Consider the following 18203-nt stretch of genomic DNA (forward strand, 5'->3'; position numbering starts at 1 on the left):
GGACGAATCCGGCCTCGGCGGCGACGGTGTGCTGCCCGAGCCAGGTCAGTGCCGAGGAGACCGCCTGCCGTGCCCGGACGGTGTACTCGTCCGGGGCCGCTCCTCTGCTCGTGTCCGCCGTCTGTGGGTCGTGGCCTCAGATACGGACCTGGACGGCGCGTGGCAGTCGGTCGTGGAGGCCGCGGCTGTCGCGGTCCCAGACGAGGGCCGGGATCACCAGGAGGAGGAGCACGCTCCGCAGGACGACCCGCACGACGCCGAGCCGTCCGCCGTCCTCGGCGATGACCCGCAGGCCCAGGATCCGCTTGCCCGGGGTGGAACCCACGGTGGTGACCGTCAGGAGGCTCATGACGAGGAAGACGGCGAGCGCCCAGTTGCCGGCCGCCTGCTGGTCACCGCGAGCGAGCAGCCCGTATGCGATGACCATGCACACGGCCCAGTCGATGAAGAGTGCCCCGAAGCGCCGGCCGAGCGGGGCGACGGACCCCGGGCCCTCCTGGGGCAGACCGAGGCGTTCGCCCCGGTAACCGAAGTCGGCGCCCATCTGCTCGGCGGCCGCGCGCGGCCCCGAGAGCCACGATCCGATTGCTTGCCTGTTGTCCACCCGTCCACGGTACTGCGCCCACGTTTGCACCTGGCCGGGCGGGGCACGGAACACGTCGCTGAGGTGCCGCCCGCAACCGGGCTGGTTAACTTGTGCGAAACAAATGGGTCATGCTGGAGAAATGCCGTCTGCCTATGGTCGGTCCAGCGTGTGCCACCGCACTGGCCACACAGACGAGCTGCAACCCCGCCCTTTCCCGGGTCGGGAGTAGGAGGAGTTGGATGTTCCAGAACGCCGACGAAGTCCAGAAGTACATCGCCGACAACGACGTCAAGTTCGTCGACGTCCGGTTCTGCGACCTGCCGGGTGTGATGCAGCACTTCACGATCCCGGCAGCGACCTTCGACCCGGCCGAGGAACTGGCTTTCGACGGCTCGTCGATCCGCGGCTTCCAGGCCATCCACGAGTCGGACATGGCGCTCCGCGCGGACCTGTCCACGGCCCGTGTCGACCCGTTCCGCCGTGACAAGACGGTGAACGTCAACTTCTTCATCCACGACCCGATCACCGGCGAGCAGTACAGCCGTGACCCGCGGAACGTGGCCAAGAAGGCCGAGGCCTACCTCGCCTCGACCGGCATCGCCGACACGGCGTACTTCGGTCCCGAGGCCGAGTTCTACGTCTTCGACAACGTCCGCTTCCAGACGTCGGCGAACGAGAGCTTCTACCACATCGACTCCGAGGCCGGCGCCTGGAACACCGGTGCGGTCGAGAACAACCGGGGTTACAAGGTCCGCTACAAGGGCGGCTACTTCCCGACCCCGCCGGTCGACCACTTCGCCGACCTGCGTGCCGAGATCTCCATGGAGCTGGACAAGAACGGCCTCCAGGTCGAGCGCCAGCACCACGAGGTCGGCACGGCCGGCCAGGCCGAGATCAACTACAAGTTCAACACGCTGCTCGCCGCGGCCGACGACCTGATGCTCTTCAAGTACATCGTGAAGAACGTCGCGTGGCGCAACGGCAAGACCGCGACCTTCATGCCGAAGCCCATCTTCGGTGACAACGGTTCGGGCATGCACGTCCACCAGTCCCTGTGGTCCGGCGGCTCCCCGCTGTTCTACGACGAGCAGGGCTACGCGGGCCTCTCGGACATGGCGCGCTACTACATCGGCGGCATCCTGAAGCACGCCCCGTCGCTGCTGGCGTTCACCAACCCGACGGTGAACTCCTACCACCGCCTGGTCCCGGGCTTCGAGGCCCCGGTCAACATGGTGTACTCGCAGCGCAACCGCTCCGCCGCGATGCGTATCCCGATCACGGGCTCCAACCCGAAGGCCAAGCGCGTCGAGTTCCGCGCCCCCGACCCGTCCTCGAACCCGTACCTGGCGTTCTCGGCCCTGCTGATGGCCGGCCTGGACGGCGTCAAGAACAAGATCGAGCCGCCGGAGCCGATCGACAAGGACCTCTACGAGCTGGCTCCCGAGGAGCACGCGGGCGTCCAGCAGGTCCCGACCTCGCTCCCGGCGGTCCTCGACGCGCTCGAGGCCGACCACGAGTACCTCCAGGCCGGCGGCGTCTTCACGCCCGACCTGATCGAGACGTGGATCGACTACAAGCGCACCCACGAGATCGCCCCGATCCAGCTGCGCCCGCACCCGCACGAGTTCGAGCTGTACTTCGACCTCTAGGGATCACGAGCCCACAGCACGCCGAAGGCCGCCGTCCCGTGTGGGGCGTCGGCCTTCGGCGTGCCCGGGGCTGCGGGCCGGTCCCGGTCAGTCCGCCAGCAGTGCGCGCAGTTCGGCGACCGCCTCGCGGAGGTGTTCCGCGAAGGCGTGCATCTGGTCCGCGACCGTGCGCGGGGTGCTCAGGTAGAGGTTGAAGCGGTCCGGCAGCAGGACGTAGGCGACGCCGATGCACTTGCTGCTCGTCGAGCCGAAGCCGAAGTACTGGATGTTCTCGGACGGGGCCGAGCTGGTGCTCAGGTAGTCGTCCCGCATGGTGAGCCAGCCCGGGGAGCGGTAGAGGGCGGGCTGTTCGGTGATGCCGAGCTCGGGGCCGCGGCGGCGCTGGATGAGCTCCAGCTCCCAGAGGTGCTGCTCGGGGGCCTCACCCGTCTGGCATTCCTTCGCGCGGGTCACGTGGGCGGACGCGGCGGCCCGGAAGGCGGCGCGGCGGGTGTCGCGGTCGGCGGCGGGATCGTCCATCGCCGCGACGAAGGCGGGCATCTCGGGGGTGATGACGCGCATCGCCTCGGTACGTCCGTAGCGGTACTGGCGGGTGGCGATGGACTCGTAGGTGGCGCCCAGGTGGCCCTTGGCCCGCTGGTGGGCCAGCTGGTAGGCGGCCTGGACGAAGGCGTCCGGGGACACTCCGAGCGCCTTGGCCGCCGAGCTGCCGAAATCGCCGAACGACACGGTGCGGGTGGCGGTGTCGTTCCCGTACGCGGCGAAGGCCTCGGCGGCGGAGCGCACCTGCGCCCGGAGGGACGCGTCCAGGCCGAAGGCCAGGGGGTGCGGCACCGGCACGCCCTGGGTACGCGCCCCGGACCGGAGGGAGTGCTCGTCGGGCGGGGTGCCGAGCAGGGCGTCGGTGAAGCTGAGGACGGTCGTCCCGTCCAGCTCGCAGTGCTCGACGTTGATGCCGGCCCGGCCGTCGGCGTAGACCACGAAGGAGACGGCCTTGTCGAACCAGCGGTTGCCGCGGTCCCCGTGGAGCAGTTCGTCGCAGGCGGCCTGGGTGTCGCCGGGTGCGAAGTCCTCCAGGCAGACGCAGAAGAGGGCGGTCTCGATGTCGTCCAGGGTCCGGGCGTTGGCGGGGTGGCCGTCGACGAGGGCCGCCCGGGCTGCTGCCCACTCCGCCCTCGCCATGGTGGTGAGGTGTCCCGCCCGGTCCTCCTCCGCCGTGTGGACGTCGGCCTTGGTGACGGCGCGCAGCCCGGCCTCGATCTCGTCGAGACTGTGCGGGACACCGTCCGGGCCGATCACGTCGAGCCGGAACATGGTGCCCCGGAAGAACACCACGATGTGCCGGGCCGTGGACGGTCCGGGCGCCTGCTCGCTGTACGGGGCGCGCACGGTGTCCAGCGGCACACCGGGAATGCGGGTCGTGGAGAAGAGGTACGTGTTCTGCACCATCGACTGGGGTACGCCGCGCTGCTCGACCGGCGCGATCAGCCCCTCGTCGAGCTGTCGCTTGTAGTGCAGCGCGCCCGCGACGAGGCCGGCCGCCCGGTCGAGCTGTCCCTGGCCGGTGTCCTGGAACAGGAAGAAGAAGTTGGCGTTGAGCGCGATGCGGTCCCGGCGGCCGAGGTAGCGGTACGGCCAGAAGGTGTCGAGCCAGCTGTGCACGCCCTCCGTCGCGTCGTACTCCTCCAGCGCCGTGTGCAGGGTCCGGCCGGGGCCGCCGGGCCGCAGGAAGGCGGCGACCTCGGCCTCCGTCGCCGCCAGCTCCTCGGCGTTCAGCAGCGGCGCGCACCAGGCGAGGAACCTCTCGCAGCTCGCTTCCAGCGTGGGCAGCGGCACGCGCGGGAGGCCGCCTTCACGGGCGAAGGTCGCTTCGGCTGCTGCTTCCTGACTGACGTTCAATGCGGCTCTCTTCTCGGTGAGTGGGGATGGGAGGGGGCTACCTGTGCTGCGGCCTGGAGAGATGGAGCTGAGCGTAGAGCCAGCCGTCCTCCTCGAGGCCGCACGCGTCCACACCGGCTGCGGCCAGGCTGTCCAGGACGCCCCGCTGTTCCTGTGGGCCCGCGAACCGCCGCTGCTTGAAGACCTCGTCGACCCGGACCGTCCGGTAGCCCAGCTCGTCCAGGGCGGCCTCGACGGGCTCGAAGGGGAACATCCGCAGCACGAAGTGCGCCATCCAGGGGAGGCGGCCGTCCTGCGCGCGGACGACGCGCGTGAGGGTGCGTTCGGTGACGTAGCCGATGCATCCCGTGGAGACGACCAGGTCCGTCCCGGCGAGCAGGTCCCGCTGCGCGGGGGTGGGGTCGTCCGACTCCAGGTCGGCGTTGACGGTGTCGTCGAGGAATCCGGCTTCGTGCGCGTAGGCCAGGGCGCCGGTGGAGGCGTCCAGGCCGGTGAAGCGGAGCCCGTGCGCGGGGCTGCGGGAGCGGGAGAGGTCCTGGTCGCGTGCCAGCAGTCCGGCACGGGAGGCGGGGCCGGTGCCGTCGTAGCGCGCGTACAGCTCGTCCATGGTGAGGTCGTACTTCAGCAGGGCGGCGTTGATCCCGTAGGAGCAGCCGATGTCCAGCACGCGCGGGACCGGGACCTGTTCGGTCTCCCGGTACTCCTTGATGAGTTTCTCGAAGTAGGGCTTGGCCAGTTGGGGGACGCGGTAGCCGAGCGGGCGGAGCACCTGGAAGTACGTACGCGGGTCGGGCGCGGTGTAGATGTGGTCCAGCGAGACTTTTCCGGACGCGTCGTGACGCAAGGGGGCTGCTCCTTGGTGGGTGGCGTGCGGTGCGGGATCTGTCTGCGCGTGGCCGTCGTCAGTCCAGCAGCCGGTCGCTCCGCACGGCCCGTCCCTCGGCTGCCAGGTGTTCGGGCAGGACACGGCCGAAGAGCTGCCGTGTCCGTGCCACGCTCCCGATGACACCGGGGCGCTCGCTGTAGGCGAAGATCGCGGAGTGGCGTGCGACATCGCCCTGGACGGGGCTGACGCGGTGCAGCGAGTAGCGGCCCTTGAACAGCTGGAGGTCGCCCGGCCTCAGTGGCAGCCGGTCGCCCCGGGTCCTGCCGTCCAGTACGTCGCGGACGTCGTCGAAACGCTCGTCCTCGGCGGACCTGATGTTCGGGCAGTACTCGAACTCGCCGCCCGCCTGTGCCTGCTGGGTGAGCATGCTGACGGTGTACTCGTTGGTGTCGAAGTGCCAGGGGTGTTCCATGCCGGGCCGTACGACGTTGAGCACGAGCCCGGACAGCGGGTCGGCGAGCTCGTGCAGCTGCGGCAGTCCGAAGCACTCGGCGACGAGCCGCTGGAACATCGTGTGCCCGTAGAGCCGGGCGATGAGGGCCCCCTGGGGGATGCGGTCGCGTGCGACGAACGCGTTGCCGCGCTGGAGGGTGCGGCGGCCGGGGTGGTTCTGGGGGAGGTCCGCGTCCACGGGGATGTTGTAGACGTTGACCGTCTCGACGTCGTAGTACGCCTGGGGCGCGAGGGCGGCGCACTCCTCACGCAGCGTCTCGTGGAGCGACGGGCGGACGAAGTCCGGCAGTACGGTGCAGCCGACCGTGGCGAGTTCGTGTCTCGCACGTGCCACCACCGACCGGACGTCGGCGCTTTCGGGGTCCGACAAGGGGTAGCGGTCAGTGTCGACCACCTGGTCGAGCGTGATGGCTTGCAGAGTGCTCATACGACCCTCTCCACGCGCACGTCGGTAACTCAACTGACGAGTAACAGAGTTGAAGTTCCCACAGCGCCGCTGCGTTGTCTGTGACTCGTCACACTTCCGGACCGCTGGGGCGGTGGTCAGGGCCGTTTCCGGCCGCGTCCGGTCAGTCCAGGTCGATGACGGGACGCACGTTGAAGTCCTCGAACATGTCCTCCCCCTCGGGGCCTTCGAGGAACTCGGCGGTGGAGGGATTGCGGTTGGCGGTGGCCAGCGGCAGCCATTCGAGCAGCGTGCCGTAGCCGCCGCAGGCCGCCTCTCCCCCGTCACCGCCGTATACGGAGCCCGGGTCCGAGGTCATCTCGGCGCTGTCGTAGACGTCGAAACCGAGGTGCAGTCCGAAGGCGGTCGGCAGCTGGTGGGGGCCCTTTCCGCCGCCGTAGGGGGACACGTCGGCCGGGAAGGCGTCGCCCCAGCGGAACAGCGTGCGGGCGCCGGCTCCGCAGGCGTGCTCCCACTCGTCGGGGCGGGGCAGGCGCAGGCCGTCCCCTGCGAGCAACTCCGGTACGAGCGCCGGGGCTTCGGGGAGCTTCCTGGGCTCCACCGCCATCAGCACGGCGGGCAGGACCACCGTGCGCGGCGGGGTCATCACCCGCGCGAGATGCGCGCGCGGGTCCGTCTCGAAGCCGAAACCGCCCGCGAGGCTCTCCTCACGGTAGGAGACGAGCTGCTCGGGCAGAGGCTGCCAGGCGTCGACGTCGAAGCCGACGACCACCTCGCCCCCGGGGACCAGGGCGTACAGCTCACCGTTCCGCTCGATGACCGCGGTGTGGCCGACACCGCCGGGGTACGCGGTGGTGTCCAACCGCAGGAGGCGGCCGCCCGCCCGCCGGGCGGCTTCCTCGGCGTGACGCCCGGCGGCGGCGGTGTCCAGGGCGCGCCAGCGGGCGAGGGTCAGGTCGGCGAGAGACATGGCGTGCAGTCTCGCAGGCGTCGCCGACACCCTGGGCGGGAGGGCCGTGCGGTGGCGGACCCGGCCGGAGGGAAACCGGCGCCGGGTGCTACAAGCGAACATCCTCCGGACGGAGGCCCCCGGGCGGGGCGACCGGGCGGGGCGGAGAGGCCGTACCCGTGCCCCCGGGTTTCACCGGGAGCACGGGCGGTCGTGTCAGCGGCCGTGACGGATCAGGGCGCGGACCAGGCGGCAGGTGGTGTCGGACGGCGGGTGGATGGCGAGGCGGTCCGCCGTCGCACGGATACGGCGGTTGTCGGCGCTCGACGGCTGGTACACGCCGGTGTCGAGCAGGGCGATCGCCAGGCGCATGGCCTTCAGGCGGCGGTTGTGGGAGACGTACCACTCGCGGGGCCGGCCCGCGGGGAGCGGCTTCTTCCGCAGCGGCTTGTGGAGCGGCTCGGTCGTGACTGTGGCAACGGCCATCGGCAACCTCCTGGCACGGTGGTGGAACCCTCACGAACTCCCCCTATTCTACTGCCCACCACTGACAATCACCCCTGGCCAGAGGCTATTTCGAGGTTCCCTCCCGTACCCTGGGCCCCATGGAGATCTGGATCAATCCCGCCTGTTCCAAGTGCCGCAGCGCGGTGAGTCTGCTCGACGCCGAGGGCGCCGAATACACCGTCCGCCGTTACCTGGAGGACGTGCCGGCCCCCGCGGAGATCCGGGCCGTGCTCGACCGTCTCGGGCTGGAGCCGTGGGACATCACCCGCACCCAGGAGTCGGAGGCCGGGGAACTCGGGGTCAGGGGCTGGCCGAAGGACGCCGCTTCGCGCGAGCGGTGGATCACGGCGCTGGCGGAGCACCCGAAGCTGATCCAGCGGCCGATCATCACCGCGCAGGACGGTTCGGCGGTGGTGGCGAGGTCGGACGAGGCCGTACGGGACGCGCTGGGGCGCTGAGGCGCGGGGCGGGCTCTGACCGGGCCGTGCCCTGCCGTCGGGGCTCTTCCGCCGACTGGGGCCCCCTCCTCTCCCTGCTCCGGTCGTCGACACCCCTCCGGCTGTTCAGGGGCTGCTCGGCGTGGCTACGTGCGGGTCAGGCCCGCCCGAGCTCGGCCTCGGCCCGCGCGAGCACCTCCGTGAGCCGCAGTCCGAACCGTACGTCGCAGGGGTGCGCCACCCCCGTGCGCGCGGCCTCGGAAAGCGCGTCCACGGCCGCCCGGAACGCGCCGAGCGCGTCACCGCCTCCCTCCGGCAGGGCGGAGACTCCCCGCTCGCCCCGGAACTCGACCTCGGTGCCGACGGCACCCGCCGGTGCGTCCAGGGCGAGCGTCACCGTGCTCGACGCGCCGGAGGTGTGACGCAGCAGCAGTTGTGCGGTGTCGGCGGGGCCGCGCGCCGCCACCACCTCCGTCACGTCGCCGAGCACCGGGATCAGCACCGAGAGCGCGTGCGGGCCCACGTCCCACAGGCCGCCCTTCTCACGGCGCCAGGCCGAGGCGGCGAACTCGTTGTCCGTTCCCGGGGCGAAGAGGGCGCCCATCCACAGCGCACGTGCCGTGAACCAGCCGCCCGCGGCGGCCTGCTCGGCGATCCACCCGGCCCTGCCCTCGGCGAACCGGAGGGTGCAGAAGACCACGGAGGCGACCCGGGCCCTCTCGGCCGCGTCGGCGACCTCGCGCGCCGCCGCCACCGTGGTGGCGACCGGCTTGTCCAGCAGGAGGTGGCATCCGGCTTCCGCGGCTCGCACCGCCAGGGGTGCCTGGACGTCCGGCGGTACGGCGAACGCCACCGCGTCGCTCCCGGCCAGAAGGGCGTCGATGCCCTCCTCCCCCGTCCAGGCGTCGGTGTCGTGGGCGGCGGCGAGTGCCCGCGCGGCTTCGGGACGACGGCCCCACACGCCGCTCAGTACGACGCCGGGGTGAGCGGCGAGGGCGGGGGCGTGGGTGAGGCGGGCCCAGGGGCCGGCGCCGACGAGGCCGACCCGCAGCGGCGCGGCGGGGGCGGGGTGTGTGGTCATGCCACCAGTCTGCCCGGACCGTCACCGTCGCCGGGCCGGGCGCGGGCCGGGCCGGAACGTATCCGGTGCGCCGCAGGGTGAGACGCCCCGGAGCGGCGGGGGCCTGCCGTGCGACATCCTCGGGAAACCTCGGTAACACCGGGTTCACATCCGGGCAACGGTCGGGAAATCGCGTCTTGCGAAGCTGCGCACCATAGACCGCAGCACCCGCAAAGGATGGCGTCCGTGACCTTCAAGGCTGAGTACATCTGGATCGACGGCACCGAGCCGACCGCCAAGCTTCGCTCCAAGACGAAGATCATGGCCGGCAGCCCCTCGCAGCGTGCGGCGGATCTGCCCATCTGGGGCTTCGACGGTTCGAGCACCAACCAGGCCGAGGGTCACGCGTCCGACCGGGTCCTGAAGCCGGTCTTCGCGTGTCCGGACCCGATCCGCGGCGGTGACGACATCCTCGTCCTGTGCGAGGTCTTCAACATCGACATGACTCCGCACGAGTCCAACACCCGTGCCTCGCTGCGCCCGGTCGCCGGGCAGTTCGCGGGCCAGGAGCCGATCTTCGGCATCGAGCAGGAGTACACGTTCTTCGACGGGCACCGTCCGCTCGGCTTCCCCGAGGGCGGCTTCCCCGCCGCGCAGGGCGGCTACTACTGCGGTGTGGGCTCCGACGAGATCTTCGGCCGTGACATCGTCGAGAAGCACCTGGACAACTGCCTCGAGGCGGGCCTCGCCATCTCCGGCATCAACGCCGAGGTCATGCCCGGCCAGTGGGAGTTCCAGGTCGGCCCGGTCTCGCCGCTGGAGGTCTCCGACCACCTGTGGATCGCCCGCTGGCTGCTCTACCGCACCGCCGAGGACTTCAACGTCTCCGCGACCCTGGACCCGAAGCCGGTCAAGGGCGACTGGAACGGCGCGGGCGCGCACACCAACTTCTCCACCAAGGCGATGCGCGAGGGTTACGAGGCGATCATCACCGCGTGCGAGTCCCTCGGCGAGGGCTCGAAGCCGATGGACCACGTCAAGCACTACGGCGCGGGCATCGACGAGCGCCTGACCGGTCTGCACGAGACCGCCCCGTGGAACGAGTACAGCTACGGGGTCTCCGACCGCGGCGCCTCGGTCCGCATCCCGTGGCAGGTGGAGCAGGACCGCAAGGGCTACATCGAGGACCGTCGCCCGAACGCCAACGTCGACCCGTACGTGGTCACGCGGCTGATCGTCGACACCTGCTGCGCCGCGCTGGAGAAGGCCGGCCAGGTCTGATCAGCGGCCGGCTCGTACCGGCCTCGCCGAAGGGGCGTCCGTATCCGGGCGCCCCTTCTGCGTACCCGGCGGGCGCCCCAGGGGCAGGTGCGGGAGGGGACCGTGAGGAACCTGGGGCGGTGGTCCGTATCGACGGGTGAGAGGACCCTGCTGCGCGGCGTCGAACTCTGCTTCAATAGGGACATGGCCAGCTACCAGTACACCGCGTCGGGTCGCAGCGACCTCGAGCCGTTCTGGCCCTCCCGTCAGCATCATGACTTCGACCGGGTGTGTCGCCGCGCGTGGAACGCGCAGGCCCTCTAAAGCCGCCTCACCCCGGCCTTCGGCCCGCGCGTACGACGTACGTCCTCGACGACTCCTCGCGCGAAAGAGCTGACCTCTCATGGCGAACACCCGTTCCTTCTCCACCGCGACCTCCGCCACCGCGGCGACCGCGGTGTCCGCTGCGGCCACCACCACCGCCCGCAACACCCTGTCCCCCAACCGCCACCGGCTGCGTGCCGTCGACCGTGACGAGGTCGTCGCGCTCACGGACGTGGCCGGCTTCCTGCCGCCGGGCGCCACATGGCTTCCCGCACCCCCGCACACGCTGCCCGCCCTGCCGGGCCACCCGCCGATGGTCGGTTACCTGGTCCTCGTGCCCGCCGACCAGCAGCCGGCGGGGGCGGTGGCGTCCGGCCAGCACCGCGCGTTCGTGCCTGAGCCCCTGGCCGACGCCCCGGCGAGCGGTCCCGTGCGGATCGACTCCACCCGGCGCACCGCCGCCGTGGACGGTGTCACCCTCGACCTCACCTACCTCGAATTCGAGCTCCTGGCGCACCTGGTGGCGCACCCACACCGGGTGCACACCCGCGATCAGCTGGTGACGACGGTCTGGGGGTACGGGCATGTGGGCGACGGGCGCACCGTCGACGTCCATGTGGCCCGGCTCCGCCGCAAGCTGGGCGCCGAGCACCGCCGGTCGATCCAGACCGTGCGGCGCGTGGGCTACAAGTACGCGCCCTGATCGCGCACCGCGCACAGGAGGCCCCGGGTCCGGATCCGGGGCCTGCCGGCGTTGCCCGGGGGGGTGGTGCCAGGTACACCCCCGTCGGGTGGTGGAACGGCTGACCACGGCCCTCGTGCGCGGGAGAGACTGGGTGCCGAACGGGATCCACGTGGGGCCCGGTGAGGGGAGTCACCATCATGAGTTCGGCCGAGAGCCGGGTACGGACCGCGCTGCGGAGCGGTGGGCGGGCGTTCGTCCTCTCCTTCGAGGCCCTCGCAGGCTCGGCCACCCTCTTCATCCTGTGGCTGCTCTCCTTCACCCTCATCCCGCTGGGCACGGGCCTGGTCACGACACCGTGGCTCACGGAGGCGGTGCGCAATCACGCGAACCGGCGCCGACTGCTCGCGGCCCAGTGGTCGGACATCCGCATCCCGGTCCCCTACCGGCCGCTCCCGAAGGGCGTGGGCGACGGCTTCACCGGGCAGATCGAGCGCACCACGCACATCCTGAAGGACCCGGCGACCTGGCGGGACCTGCGGTGGCTGCTGCTCGACATGACCGCGGGCTACGTGCTGCTGGCCTTCTGCTGGGGGCTGCTGGTGTATCCGGTGGAAGGGCTCGTCCTGGCGGCGGGGCTGTGGCGGGTGTTCGAGGACAACACGTACTGGTACGCGTTCGTGCCGGTCGACAGCCAGCTGACGGGGCTGGCCGCGGCGGCCCTCGGAGTCGTCCTCTTCCATGTGGGTGTGCGGGTGAGCCGGCCCCTGCTGCGCCTGCACTTCGTGCTCGCCCGGTCGGCGCTGGCGCCCGCCCCGGAGGAACTCGCGCAGCGCATCGACCGGCTCACCGAGACCCGGCACGAGGCTGTGGACACGGCCGCCTCCGAACTGCGGCGCATCGAAAGGGATCTGCACGACGGGGCGCAGGCCCGGCTGGTGGCGATGGGCATGAACCTCGGCACCATCGAGGCGCTCATCGAGAAGGATCCTGCGCAGGCGAAGAAGATGCTGGCGATGGCGCGTACCTCCTCCGCTGAGGCACTGACCGAACTGCGTGATCTCGTACGGGGCATCCACCCGCCGGTGCTCGCCGAACGCGGTCTCGGCGACGCGGTGAAGGCACTGGCCCTTCGGCTGCCGGTCCCCTCGGAGGTGACCGTGGAGCTCTCCGGCCGCGCCGAGGCCCCGGTCGAGTCGGCGGCGTACTTCGCCGTCAGTGAGGCGCTGACGAACACGGTGAAGCACGCGGGCGCGGACCGTGTGTGGGTGGACGTCCACCACAGCGAGCGCATGCTGCGGATCTCGGTCACGGACAACGGCAAGGGCGGCGCGGCGATCGGCGCGGGCTCGGGGCTCAGCGGAATCGAACGCCGGCTGGGTACATTCGACGGCGTACTGGCCGTCAGCAGTCCTGCGGGCGGCCCCACCATGGTGACCATGGAGATCCCTTGCGCGTTGTCCTAGCCGAAGATCTCTTCCTGCTCCGTGACGGCCTCGTGCGGATGCTGGAGGCCTACGATTTCGAGATCGCGGCGGCAGTCGAGAGCGGGCCCGAACTGACGAAGGCCCTGTCGGAGTTGAAGCCGGACGTCGCCGTCGTCGACGTCCGGCTCCCGCCGTCGCACACGGACGAGGGCCTGCAGTGCGCGCTCGCCGCCCGCCGCGACCGGCCGGGGCTGCCGGTGCTGGTCCTGTCGCAGCACGTGGAGCAGCTGTACGCCCGGGAGCTGCTGGCCGACGGCAACGGCGGCATCGGCTACCTGCTGAAGGACCGGGTGTTCGACGCCGACCAGTTCATCGACGCGGTGCGCCGGGTGGCGGCGGGCGGCACGGCGATGGATCCGCAGGTCATCTCGCAGCTGCTGTCGCGGCGGTCGGTGGACGAGCCGATGGGTGCGCTGACGCCCCGGGAGCGCGAGGTCATGGAGCTGATGGCGCAGGGCCGTTCGAACGGGGCGATCGCCGCGCAGATGGTGGTCACGGAGCGGGCGGTGGCCAAGCACACCTCGAACATCTTCAGCAAGCTCGGCCTGCCCGTGTCGGACGACGACAACCGCCGCGTGCTCGCGGTCCTCGCCTACCTCGACCGGGGCTGAACGCCCGCCCGCGGCCCGGGCCGGGAGCGCGCCCCCCGGCCCGGGACCCTCAGCCCGCGAACCAGCGTTCGGCGTCCAGCCGGAACGCGGCCGCGGGCGCCATCCTCCGGAGGTCCGCCTCCATCGCCCCGACCCGCTCGGCGCCCAGCTCCGCGACCCATTCGGCGCGGAGCCGGTCGAAGCCCTCGGCGGATCTGGCCAGCATGTCGACGCCTCGCGCGGTGAGCCGGACCAGCTTGCGCCGGCCGTCCTCGGGGTCGTCGACGCGTTCCACGTATCCGAGACCCTCCAGCTTGTCGACCGTCTTCCCCGCCGCCTGCTTGGACACCCCCAGCCGCCGGCCGATCTCGCTGGCACTCGCCCCCTCCCACCCGACGGCCTGGAGTGCGAAGCCGTAGGCCGGGCGTACGTCCTGGTGTCCGTGGGCGGCAAGGTCGCGGTGCATCGCGTCGATGATCGACCGGAAGCCCGCGAACAGCAGCAGCGGCAGCTCGAACCCCGCCTCCTCCGCGCCGTTACTCTCCTCAGCCATTGCGCACCTCGACAACCTGGTTTACCTTTTCGACAATCACGTTGTCGAGTTTACCGCGAGGGGACCGCCATGTCCGCAACGTACTTCCCCGATCACACCTTTGACTCCGCGCCGCCCACCGCCCGCCGCACCATGGAGGCCACGGCCAGGAAGCAAGGCGGTCGGCTGCCATCGGCCGTGGCCCGGATGGCCACGTCCCCGGAGACGCTGGACGGCTTCCTCCGGGCGAGCGCCACCTTCGAGTCGAGCACCCTGGACCCGCTGTCGCGCGAGGTCGTCGTCATGACGATGGCCACCCGCAACGAGTGCCACGTCTGCGTGGAGATGCACACGCCGAGGCTCCGGTCGCTGGGCGCCTCACCGGAGCTCGTCGCGGCGCTGCGGGCCCCGGACGAGCGGCCGCTGCCGGACGAACGACTGGAGGGCGTACGCGGGTTCACGCTCGCCGTCCTGGAGTCGGCCGGCGCGGTCGGCGACGACCGGCTCCGGGAATTCCTGTCCCTGGGCTACACCGCCCGCAACGCCCTGGAGGTGGTTCTCGGTATCGGCGTCTACACGGTCTCCACGCTGGCCAACCGTATGACCGGGGCGCCCGTGGGCGCCGTACCCGCCTGAGCCCTCGGCGCCCGGACGAATTCCTGGGCGTGCTGAACGGGCCTGGCCTCCGTCGCGTATGGGACGTCGCGCTTCTGACTCGAAGCCTCGAAGCGGAGGAGTCGGTGGACATCTGGCGGGCCGCGTCCTGGAACCGCCCCGGGCACGGCCGGCGGTGGACCGCGAGCCGGCCGCGATGGACACGCAGATCACCGAGGCCTACCGGCAGTTCGCGGACCTGAAGGAGCGGATCGCCCGGGACGCGGATCTCGCCGAGAACGCCGTACTCGGCCCGTTACGAGCGACCCGGGCGGCCAGTCTCGACCGGATCAAGAACGCCGTCGGCCGGGTGTCGGGCAACCAGCCGCAGGGCTTGGACGGGCTCGCGGGGTGCGGGCTCCGCGCCGACGACCGAAGCGCCGGCGACGTCCTTCGCCTTCCGGAGCCGCTGGGACCGCAGGAACACCGACAGCGCCAACCACCGCACCCATGTGGCGTTCGCGCAGGACGGCGGGCGCTGTCCGGCCGGCTTCAGGGCCGTCCCGCAGCCGGCACGGCCACCGGTGTCCGGCGGGCCCGTCCTCGTCGCCATTCCAGCCGCTCGGCCATGGGGCCATCGTGCGCGGTGCTCCCGGCTCCCGGCTCCCGGCTCCCGCATGGAAACCGCGCAACCCGCCATCCGTGGCGCGCACGCCGGAGTGACCATCGCATCATTCGCTCGTTCAGCTGAACATGCCCCCACTGCGAGCAGTACCGCCGTCCGCCGGCCCCCCGTTCGCGGAGCAGGCAGCCGGGGGGCGGGCCGAGGCCGCGCCCCCCGACGAGCACTACGCCAGGCTCGTGCGGATCGCGTACCTCGTCCTGACGCCCTCGCTCGGCCGCAACCGCCGGGTGCTGTCGGCCCACTGGCTGACCCAGCGGGCTCTGGCCGGCGGGCGACGGGTGGACCCGGGGGGCGCGTACGCGTACGTGCGGCTGCGGGTGCTGAGCGGCGCGTTGGAGGCGGGGCTGCCACTGTTCCGGTTCGCCCGGCCGCGCCGGGCGCAGTTCCCTTCGCTGGTGCCGCAGGTGTGGGGGCTCCGGCTGCTTCCGCATTCCTGCGGCGCGGACGAGCTGGCCCTGGAGCAGGCCCTGGCCGGGGTGTCGGGGCCGTGCCGGGCCGCGCACGTGCTGCGCGGGCTCGAAGGACTGGACGACGCCGAGGTGTGCCGGGTCCTCGAATCGGCGGGGGTCGTCGACCCCCGGGCGGCGCTGCTGGAGGCCGGCGTGCTCCGCGCGCCCCACGCACTGTTGTGCTCACCGGAGTTCGACCCGTGCTCGCTGCAGGTCAGGCCGACCGATCCGGTGGGCCGCAGGCGGCGCGGGCGTACCCTGCTGGCCGGCGCCTGCGCACTGCTGGTCTGCGGGACGCTGCTGCTGATGCCGGGGGACGGCCTGGGCGGCCCGAGCGCCGCCTCCGCGCCGCTCTACGCTCGCCATGAAACGGCGCAGCGGGCACTGGATCCGGCCGCGTTGCGCCGGGTGCCGGACAGGCTCTGGCGGAGCTCCACGCGGAGGGACTTCACCGTCTGGCCCACGCGCGGCGACCGGGCCGGTGACACCGGCCTGCTGGGCCGTGCCCTCGCCGCGTGGGCACGGCCCGGACCGGCGGTGGCCACGTCGGCGACGCCCGGGACGCCCGACGGGCCGCCGATGGGGCCGCCGCAACTGCTGTACGCGGGTGAGGCCGGCGTGGCCGCCGTGGTCCTGTTCCACGACGGCCTGCGCGTCGTGCGGTACGCGGAGCCTCGCAACGCCCACCCGTCCAGGGGCGCCGCCCTGGACTTCGCCCGGGTGGACGGTGCGGACGCGGTGGCGGCGAGCGCGCTGGTGGTGCAGCGCCGCGCCGGCCGGATCCGCTATCTGACCGCGCCCTGGGTGCGGGAGGCCGGTGTACGGGACCTGCTCGCACCGCGCGCGGCGGCCCGGCCGTTGGCCCGCGACAGGCACGGGGTGACGGACCCCCTGACGGAGCCGGAGACGGAAGCGGGGGGCCGGGCGGACTGCCGTTCCTGGCAGGCCCTCGAGCTGCGGGACGGCGCCACGGCCCGCCTGATGACGGATCTCGGTGAACTCACGCCCGTGCGCCTCACCTCCGGCGCGCCGCGGTCTCCGCACGACGTGTCGGGCGGGTCCGAGCGGGAGGGCTGGGCGCGCACCGCCTGCCTCCTGCCCGCGCTGCGGTCCAACGGCGTCCGGACGGTGAACTCCTGGCCGTACGCGAGACAGCGGCTGCCGGAGGGCGCGGGGGACGCCCTGTGGTTCTGCACCAGGGCGGACACCTGGCGGGGTACGGGCAGCAGGGTGCTGGCACAGTTCCAGGCGCCGCCCGAACTGTCGGGTGGCACCGGGGCGCCGGGGGCGGTCGCCGCCCGTTCCGAGGACTCGCCGGACTGCGGGATACGCAGACCGCGCGTGCTGGCGGGTGTGCTGTGGAAGTCGGACGGCGGTCGGTGGTACGTACTGGCCGCCGGTTCAAGCCAGTTCGTGTCCCTGACCGCGACCGGAGGCGTGAGGGGCCGGGCGAGCGGGCGTCTGCTGGCGCTGCCGGCCAGGGAGGGTGACCGGCCCCGGCTCGACGGGCTGCTGAGAGACGGCGGCCGGGCGGGCACACTGCGCTGAGCACGGGGCGGGGGGTAACCGGGCCGTCCGACCGGCCCGGTTAGGCTGTCCGGCATGACGACCGGGGTGCGGCGCCGGATGGGTGTCGATGAGCGCAGGGCCCAGTTGATCGCCGTGGCACTGGAGTTGTTCGGTCACCGCTCGCCCGACGAGGTGTCGATCGACGAGATCGCGGCGGCCGCCGGTATCTCCCGTCCGCTCGTCTACCACTACTTCCCGGGGAAGCGCAGTCTGTACGAAGCCGCGCTGAAGCGGGCCTCCGACGAGCTGTCCGGCCTCTTCCTGGAGGCGCACGAAGGGCCTCTGGGCGCCCGGCTGATCCGGGTCGTGCACCGGTTCTTCGACTTCGTCGAGGAACACGGTCAGGGCTTCGCCGCGCTGATGCGGGGCGGTCCCGCACGGGGTGCGTCCACGGCCGGCGCCCTCGTCGACGGGGTACGGCAGGCGGCGTACGAGCAGATCCTCGCGCATCTCCGCATCCCGTCGCCCTCCGCCCGGCTGGAACTCCTGGTGCGGTCCTGGGTGTCGCTGGCCGAGTCGACGGCGCTGCTCTGGCTCGACGGGAAGCGCGTTCCGCGTGCGGAGCTGGAGCTGCAGCTGGTGCACGACTTCGCGGCGCTGGCGTCGGTGAGCGCGGCCTACGACCAGGAGGTGGCAGGCGTGATGATGCGGGTCTTCGCGCAGGAGCCGGCGGACGGCCCGTTCGGCGAACTGCTCGCCAGGCTCTCGGCGCTGGCGCCCGCCGCACCGGCCGTTCCGCCGCAGCGGCTGCCTCAGTTCTTGCGGTAGGACGCGTCGAGGTCCCTGATCTCGGCCGAGGCGTGGACGGTGAGGCCGTCGACCGGCTTCAGATGCCCGGCCAGCAGCTCCAGCACCGCTTCCGTCAGCAGCGCCTTGGTCTCGGGGGTCCGGCCGGGCAGCATCGCGATCGAGACGTTGACGATGGAGTCGCCCTCCGCGGCGTCCCCGACGACGGAGTCCTCGGTACGGCGGAACCGGGTCTTGCAGGCGGGGATCCTGGTGGACACGGCCTCGGCGACGAGGGGGTGCAGGGCCAGCGCGAAGCCGCGGCGGTCGAAGCTGTCGTCGAGCTCGGCGGAGTAGTCGACGGTGATCTGCGGCATCAAGCGCTCCTGTGTGCGGATACGGGTATGCATACGTGTACGGCGTGCATGCACGTGTACGCCTTCAGCTTCGCGTGATCGCGCCGCCCGCACAAG

18 protein-coding genes and 1 pseudogene are annotated in these 18203 nt (G+C 71.8%); 10 read left to right on the top strand and 9 right to left on the bottom strand.

Features of this window, described 5'->3' with window-relative positions; genetic code table 11:
• Positions 1-136 precede the first annotated feature (136 nt).
• Complete coding sequence (locus tag ABZ441_RS01680; RefSeq protein ID WP_358966795.1) at positions 137-604, bottom strand: RDD family protein; 468 nt, start codon at positions 602-604, stop codon at positions 137-139.
• 221 nt (positions 605-825) lie between these two features.
• Here ABZ441_RS01680 and glnA point away from each other — a divergent pair, with 221 nt between their 5' ends.
• The gene (gene glnA / locus ABZ441_RS01685; protein ID WP_205019707.1) at positions 826-2235 is read left to right on the top strand and encodes a type I glutamate--ammonia ligase; all 1410 of its coding nucleotides are present in this window, start codon (positions 826-828) and stop codon (positions 2233-2235) included.
• A gap of 87 nt (positions 2236-2322) precedes the next feature.
• Here the strand turns inward: glnA and ABZ441_RS01690 are convergent, their stop codons facing one another.
• From ABZ441_RS01690 to ABZ441_RS01710, 5 genes are all read right to left on the bottom strand, one after another.
• Complete coding sequence (locus ABZ441_RS01690; protein ID WP_358966798.1) at positions 2323-4134, bottom strand: choline/carnitine O-acyltransferase; 1812 nt, start codon at positions 4132-4134, stop codon at positions 2323-2325.
• Positions 4135-4171: 37 nt separating this feature from the next.
• Positions 4172-4978: a class I SAM-dependent methyltransferase gene (locus ABZ441_RS01695; RefSeq protein WP_358966801.1), complete on the bottom strand. Its 807-nt coding sequence runs from the start codon at positions 4976-4978 to the stop codon at positions 4172-4174.
• A 58-nt stretch (positions 4979-5036) separates the two neighbouring features.
• Positions 5037-5900, bottom strand: a complete 864-nt coding sequence (locus tag ABZ441_RS01700) for an arpA protein (protein WP_358966804.1) — start codon at positions 5898-5900, stop codon at positions 5037-5039.
• 142 nt (positions 5901-6042) lie between these two features.
• Positions 6043-6849: a hypothetical protein gene (locus ABZ441_RS01705; protein WP_358966806.1), complete on the bottom strand. Its 807-nt coding sequence runs from the start codon at positions 6847-6849 to the stop codon at positions 6043-6045.
• 195 nt (positions 6850-7044) lie between these two features.
• Entirely contained in the window at positions 7045-7314 is a 270-nt protein-coding gene (locus ABZ441_RS01710) for a hypothetical protein (protein ID WP_358966809.1), read from the bottom strand.
• A 119-nt stretch (positions 7315-7433) separates the two neighbouring features.
• Here ABZ441_RS01710 and ABZ441_RS01715 point away from each other — a divergent pair, with 119 nt between their 5' ends.
• The gene (locus tag ABZ441_RS01715) at positions 7434-7793 is read left to right on the top strand and encodes an arsenate reductase family protein (RefSeq protein WP_358966812.1); all 360 of its coding nucleotides are present in this window, start codon (positions 7434-7436) and stop codon (positions 7791-7793) included.
• Positions 7794-7929: 136 nt separating this feature from the next.
• On the opposite strand, the gene ABZ441_RS01720 is transcribed toward ABZ441_RS01715, so the two are convergent.
• Positions 7930-8853, bottom strand: a complete 924-nt coding sequence (locus tag ABZ441_RS01720; RefSeq protein ID WP_358966815.1) for a Gfo/Idh/MocA family oxidoreductase — start codon at positions 8851-8853, stop codon at positions 7930-7932.
• Positions 8854-9078: 225 nt separating this feature from the next.
• Here ABZ441_RS01720 and glnII point away from each other — a divergent pair, with 225 nt between their 5' ends.
• The 4 genes from glnII (at position 9079) to ABZ441_RS01740 (ending at position 13196) form a co-directional block, all read left to right on the top strand.
• Positions 9079-10113 (top strand): glutamine synthetase, encoded by a 1035-nt coding sequence (gene glnII, locus ABZ441_RS01725; RefSeq protein ID WP_358966818.1) that lies wholly within the window; start codon positions 9079-9081, stop codon positions 10111-10113.
• Positions 10114-10495: 382 nt separating this feature from the next.
• Positions 10496-11119, top strand: a complete 624-nt coding sequence (locus tag ABZ441_RS01730; protein WP_358966821.1) for a winged helix-turn-helix domain-containing protein — start codon at positions 10496-10498, stop codon at positions 11117-11119.
• Between the two features lie 179 nt (positions 11120-11298).
• On the top strand, positions 11299-12564 hold the full coding sequence (locus ABZ441_RS01735; protein WP_358966824.1) for a histidine kinase: 1266 nt from the start codon (positions 11299-11301) through the stop codon (positions 12562-12564).
• Positions 12549-13196 (top strand): response regulator transcription factor, encoded by a 648-nt coding sequence (locus ABZ441_RS01740; protein WP_358966827.1) that lies wholly within the window; start codon positions 12549-12551, stop codon positions 13194-13196. The genes ABZ441_RS01735 and ABZ441_RS01740 overlap by 16 nt, the downstream gene beginning before the upstream one ends.
• Before the next feature lie 49 nt (positions 13197-13245).
• Here ABZ441_RS01740 and ABZ441_RS01745 read toward each other — a convergent pair whose 3' ends face one another.
• Positions 13246-13728, bottom strand: coding sequence for a MarR family transcriptional regulator (locus ABZ441_RS01745; protein WP_358966830.1), 483 nt, complete (start codon positions 13726-13728; stop codon positions 13246-13248).
• Between the two features lie 69 nt (positions 13729-13797).
• On the opposite strand from ABZ441_RS01745, the gene ABZ441_RS01750 reads away from it, so the two are divergent.
• From ABZ441_RS01750 to ABZ441_RS01765, 4 genes and pseudogenes are all read left to right on the top strand, one after another.
• The gene (locus tag ABZ441_RS01750; protein WP_358966833.1) at positions 13798-14343 is read left to right on the top strand and encodes a carboxymuconolactone decarboxylase family protein; all 546 of its coding nucleotides are present in this window, start codon (positions 13798-13800) and stop codon (positions 14341-14343) included.
• Positions 14344-14455: 112 nt separating this feature from the next.
• Positions 14456-14749: pseudogene (locus ABZ441_RS01755) on the top strand (hypothetical protein); the annotation flags it as partial.
• Between the two features lie 305 nt (positions 14750-15054).
• Complete coding sequence (locus tag ABZ441_RS01760) at positions 15055-16983, top strand: hypothetical protein (RefSeq protein ID WP_358966836.1); 1929 nt, start codon at positions 15055-15057, stop codon at positions 16981-16983.
• Positions 16984-17037: 54 nt separating this feature from the next.
• Complete coding sequence (locus tag ABZ441_RS01765; RefSeq protein WP_358966839.1) at positions 17038-17772, top strand: TetR/AcrR family transcriptional regulator; 735 nt, start codon at positions 17038-17040, stop codon at positions 17770-17772.
• On the opposite strand, the gene ABZ441_RS01770 is transcribed toward ABZ441_RS01765, so the two are convergent.
• Complete coding sequence (locus tag ABZ441_RS01770) at positions 17757-18107, bottom strand: isomerase (protein WP_358966842.1); 351 nt, start codon at positions 18105-18107, stop codon at positions 17757-17759. The genes ABZ441_RS01765 and ABZ441_RS01770 overlap by 16 nt on opposite strands.
• Positions 18108-18203: the final 96 nt, after the last annotated feature.

The sequence above is a fragment of the Streptomyces sp. NPDC005752 genome (assembly GCF_040630715.1).
In the GTDB taxonomy this organism is placed as follows: Bacteria; Actinomycetota; Actinomycetes; order Streptomycetales; family Streptomycetaceae; genus Streptomyces.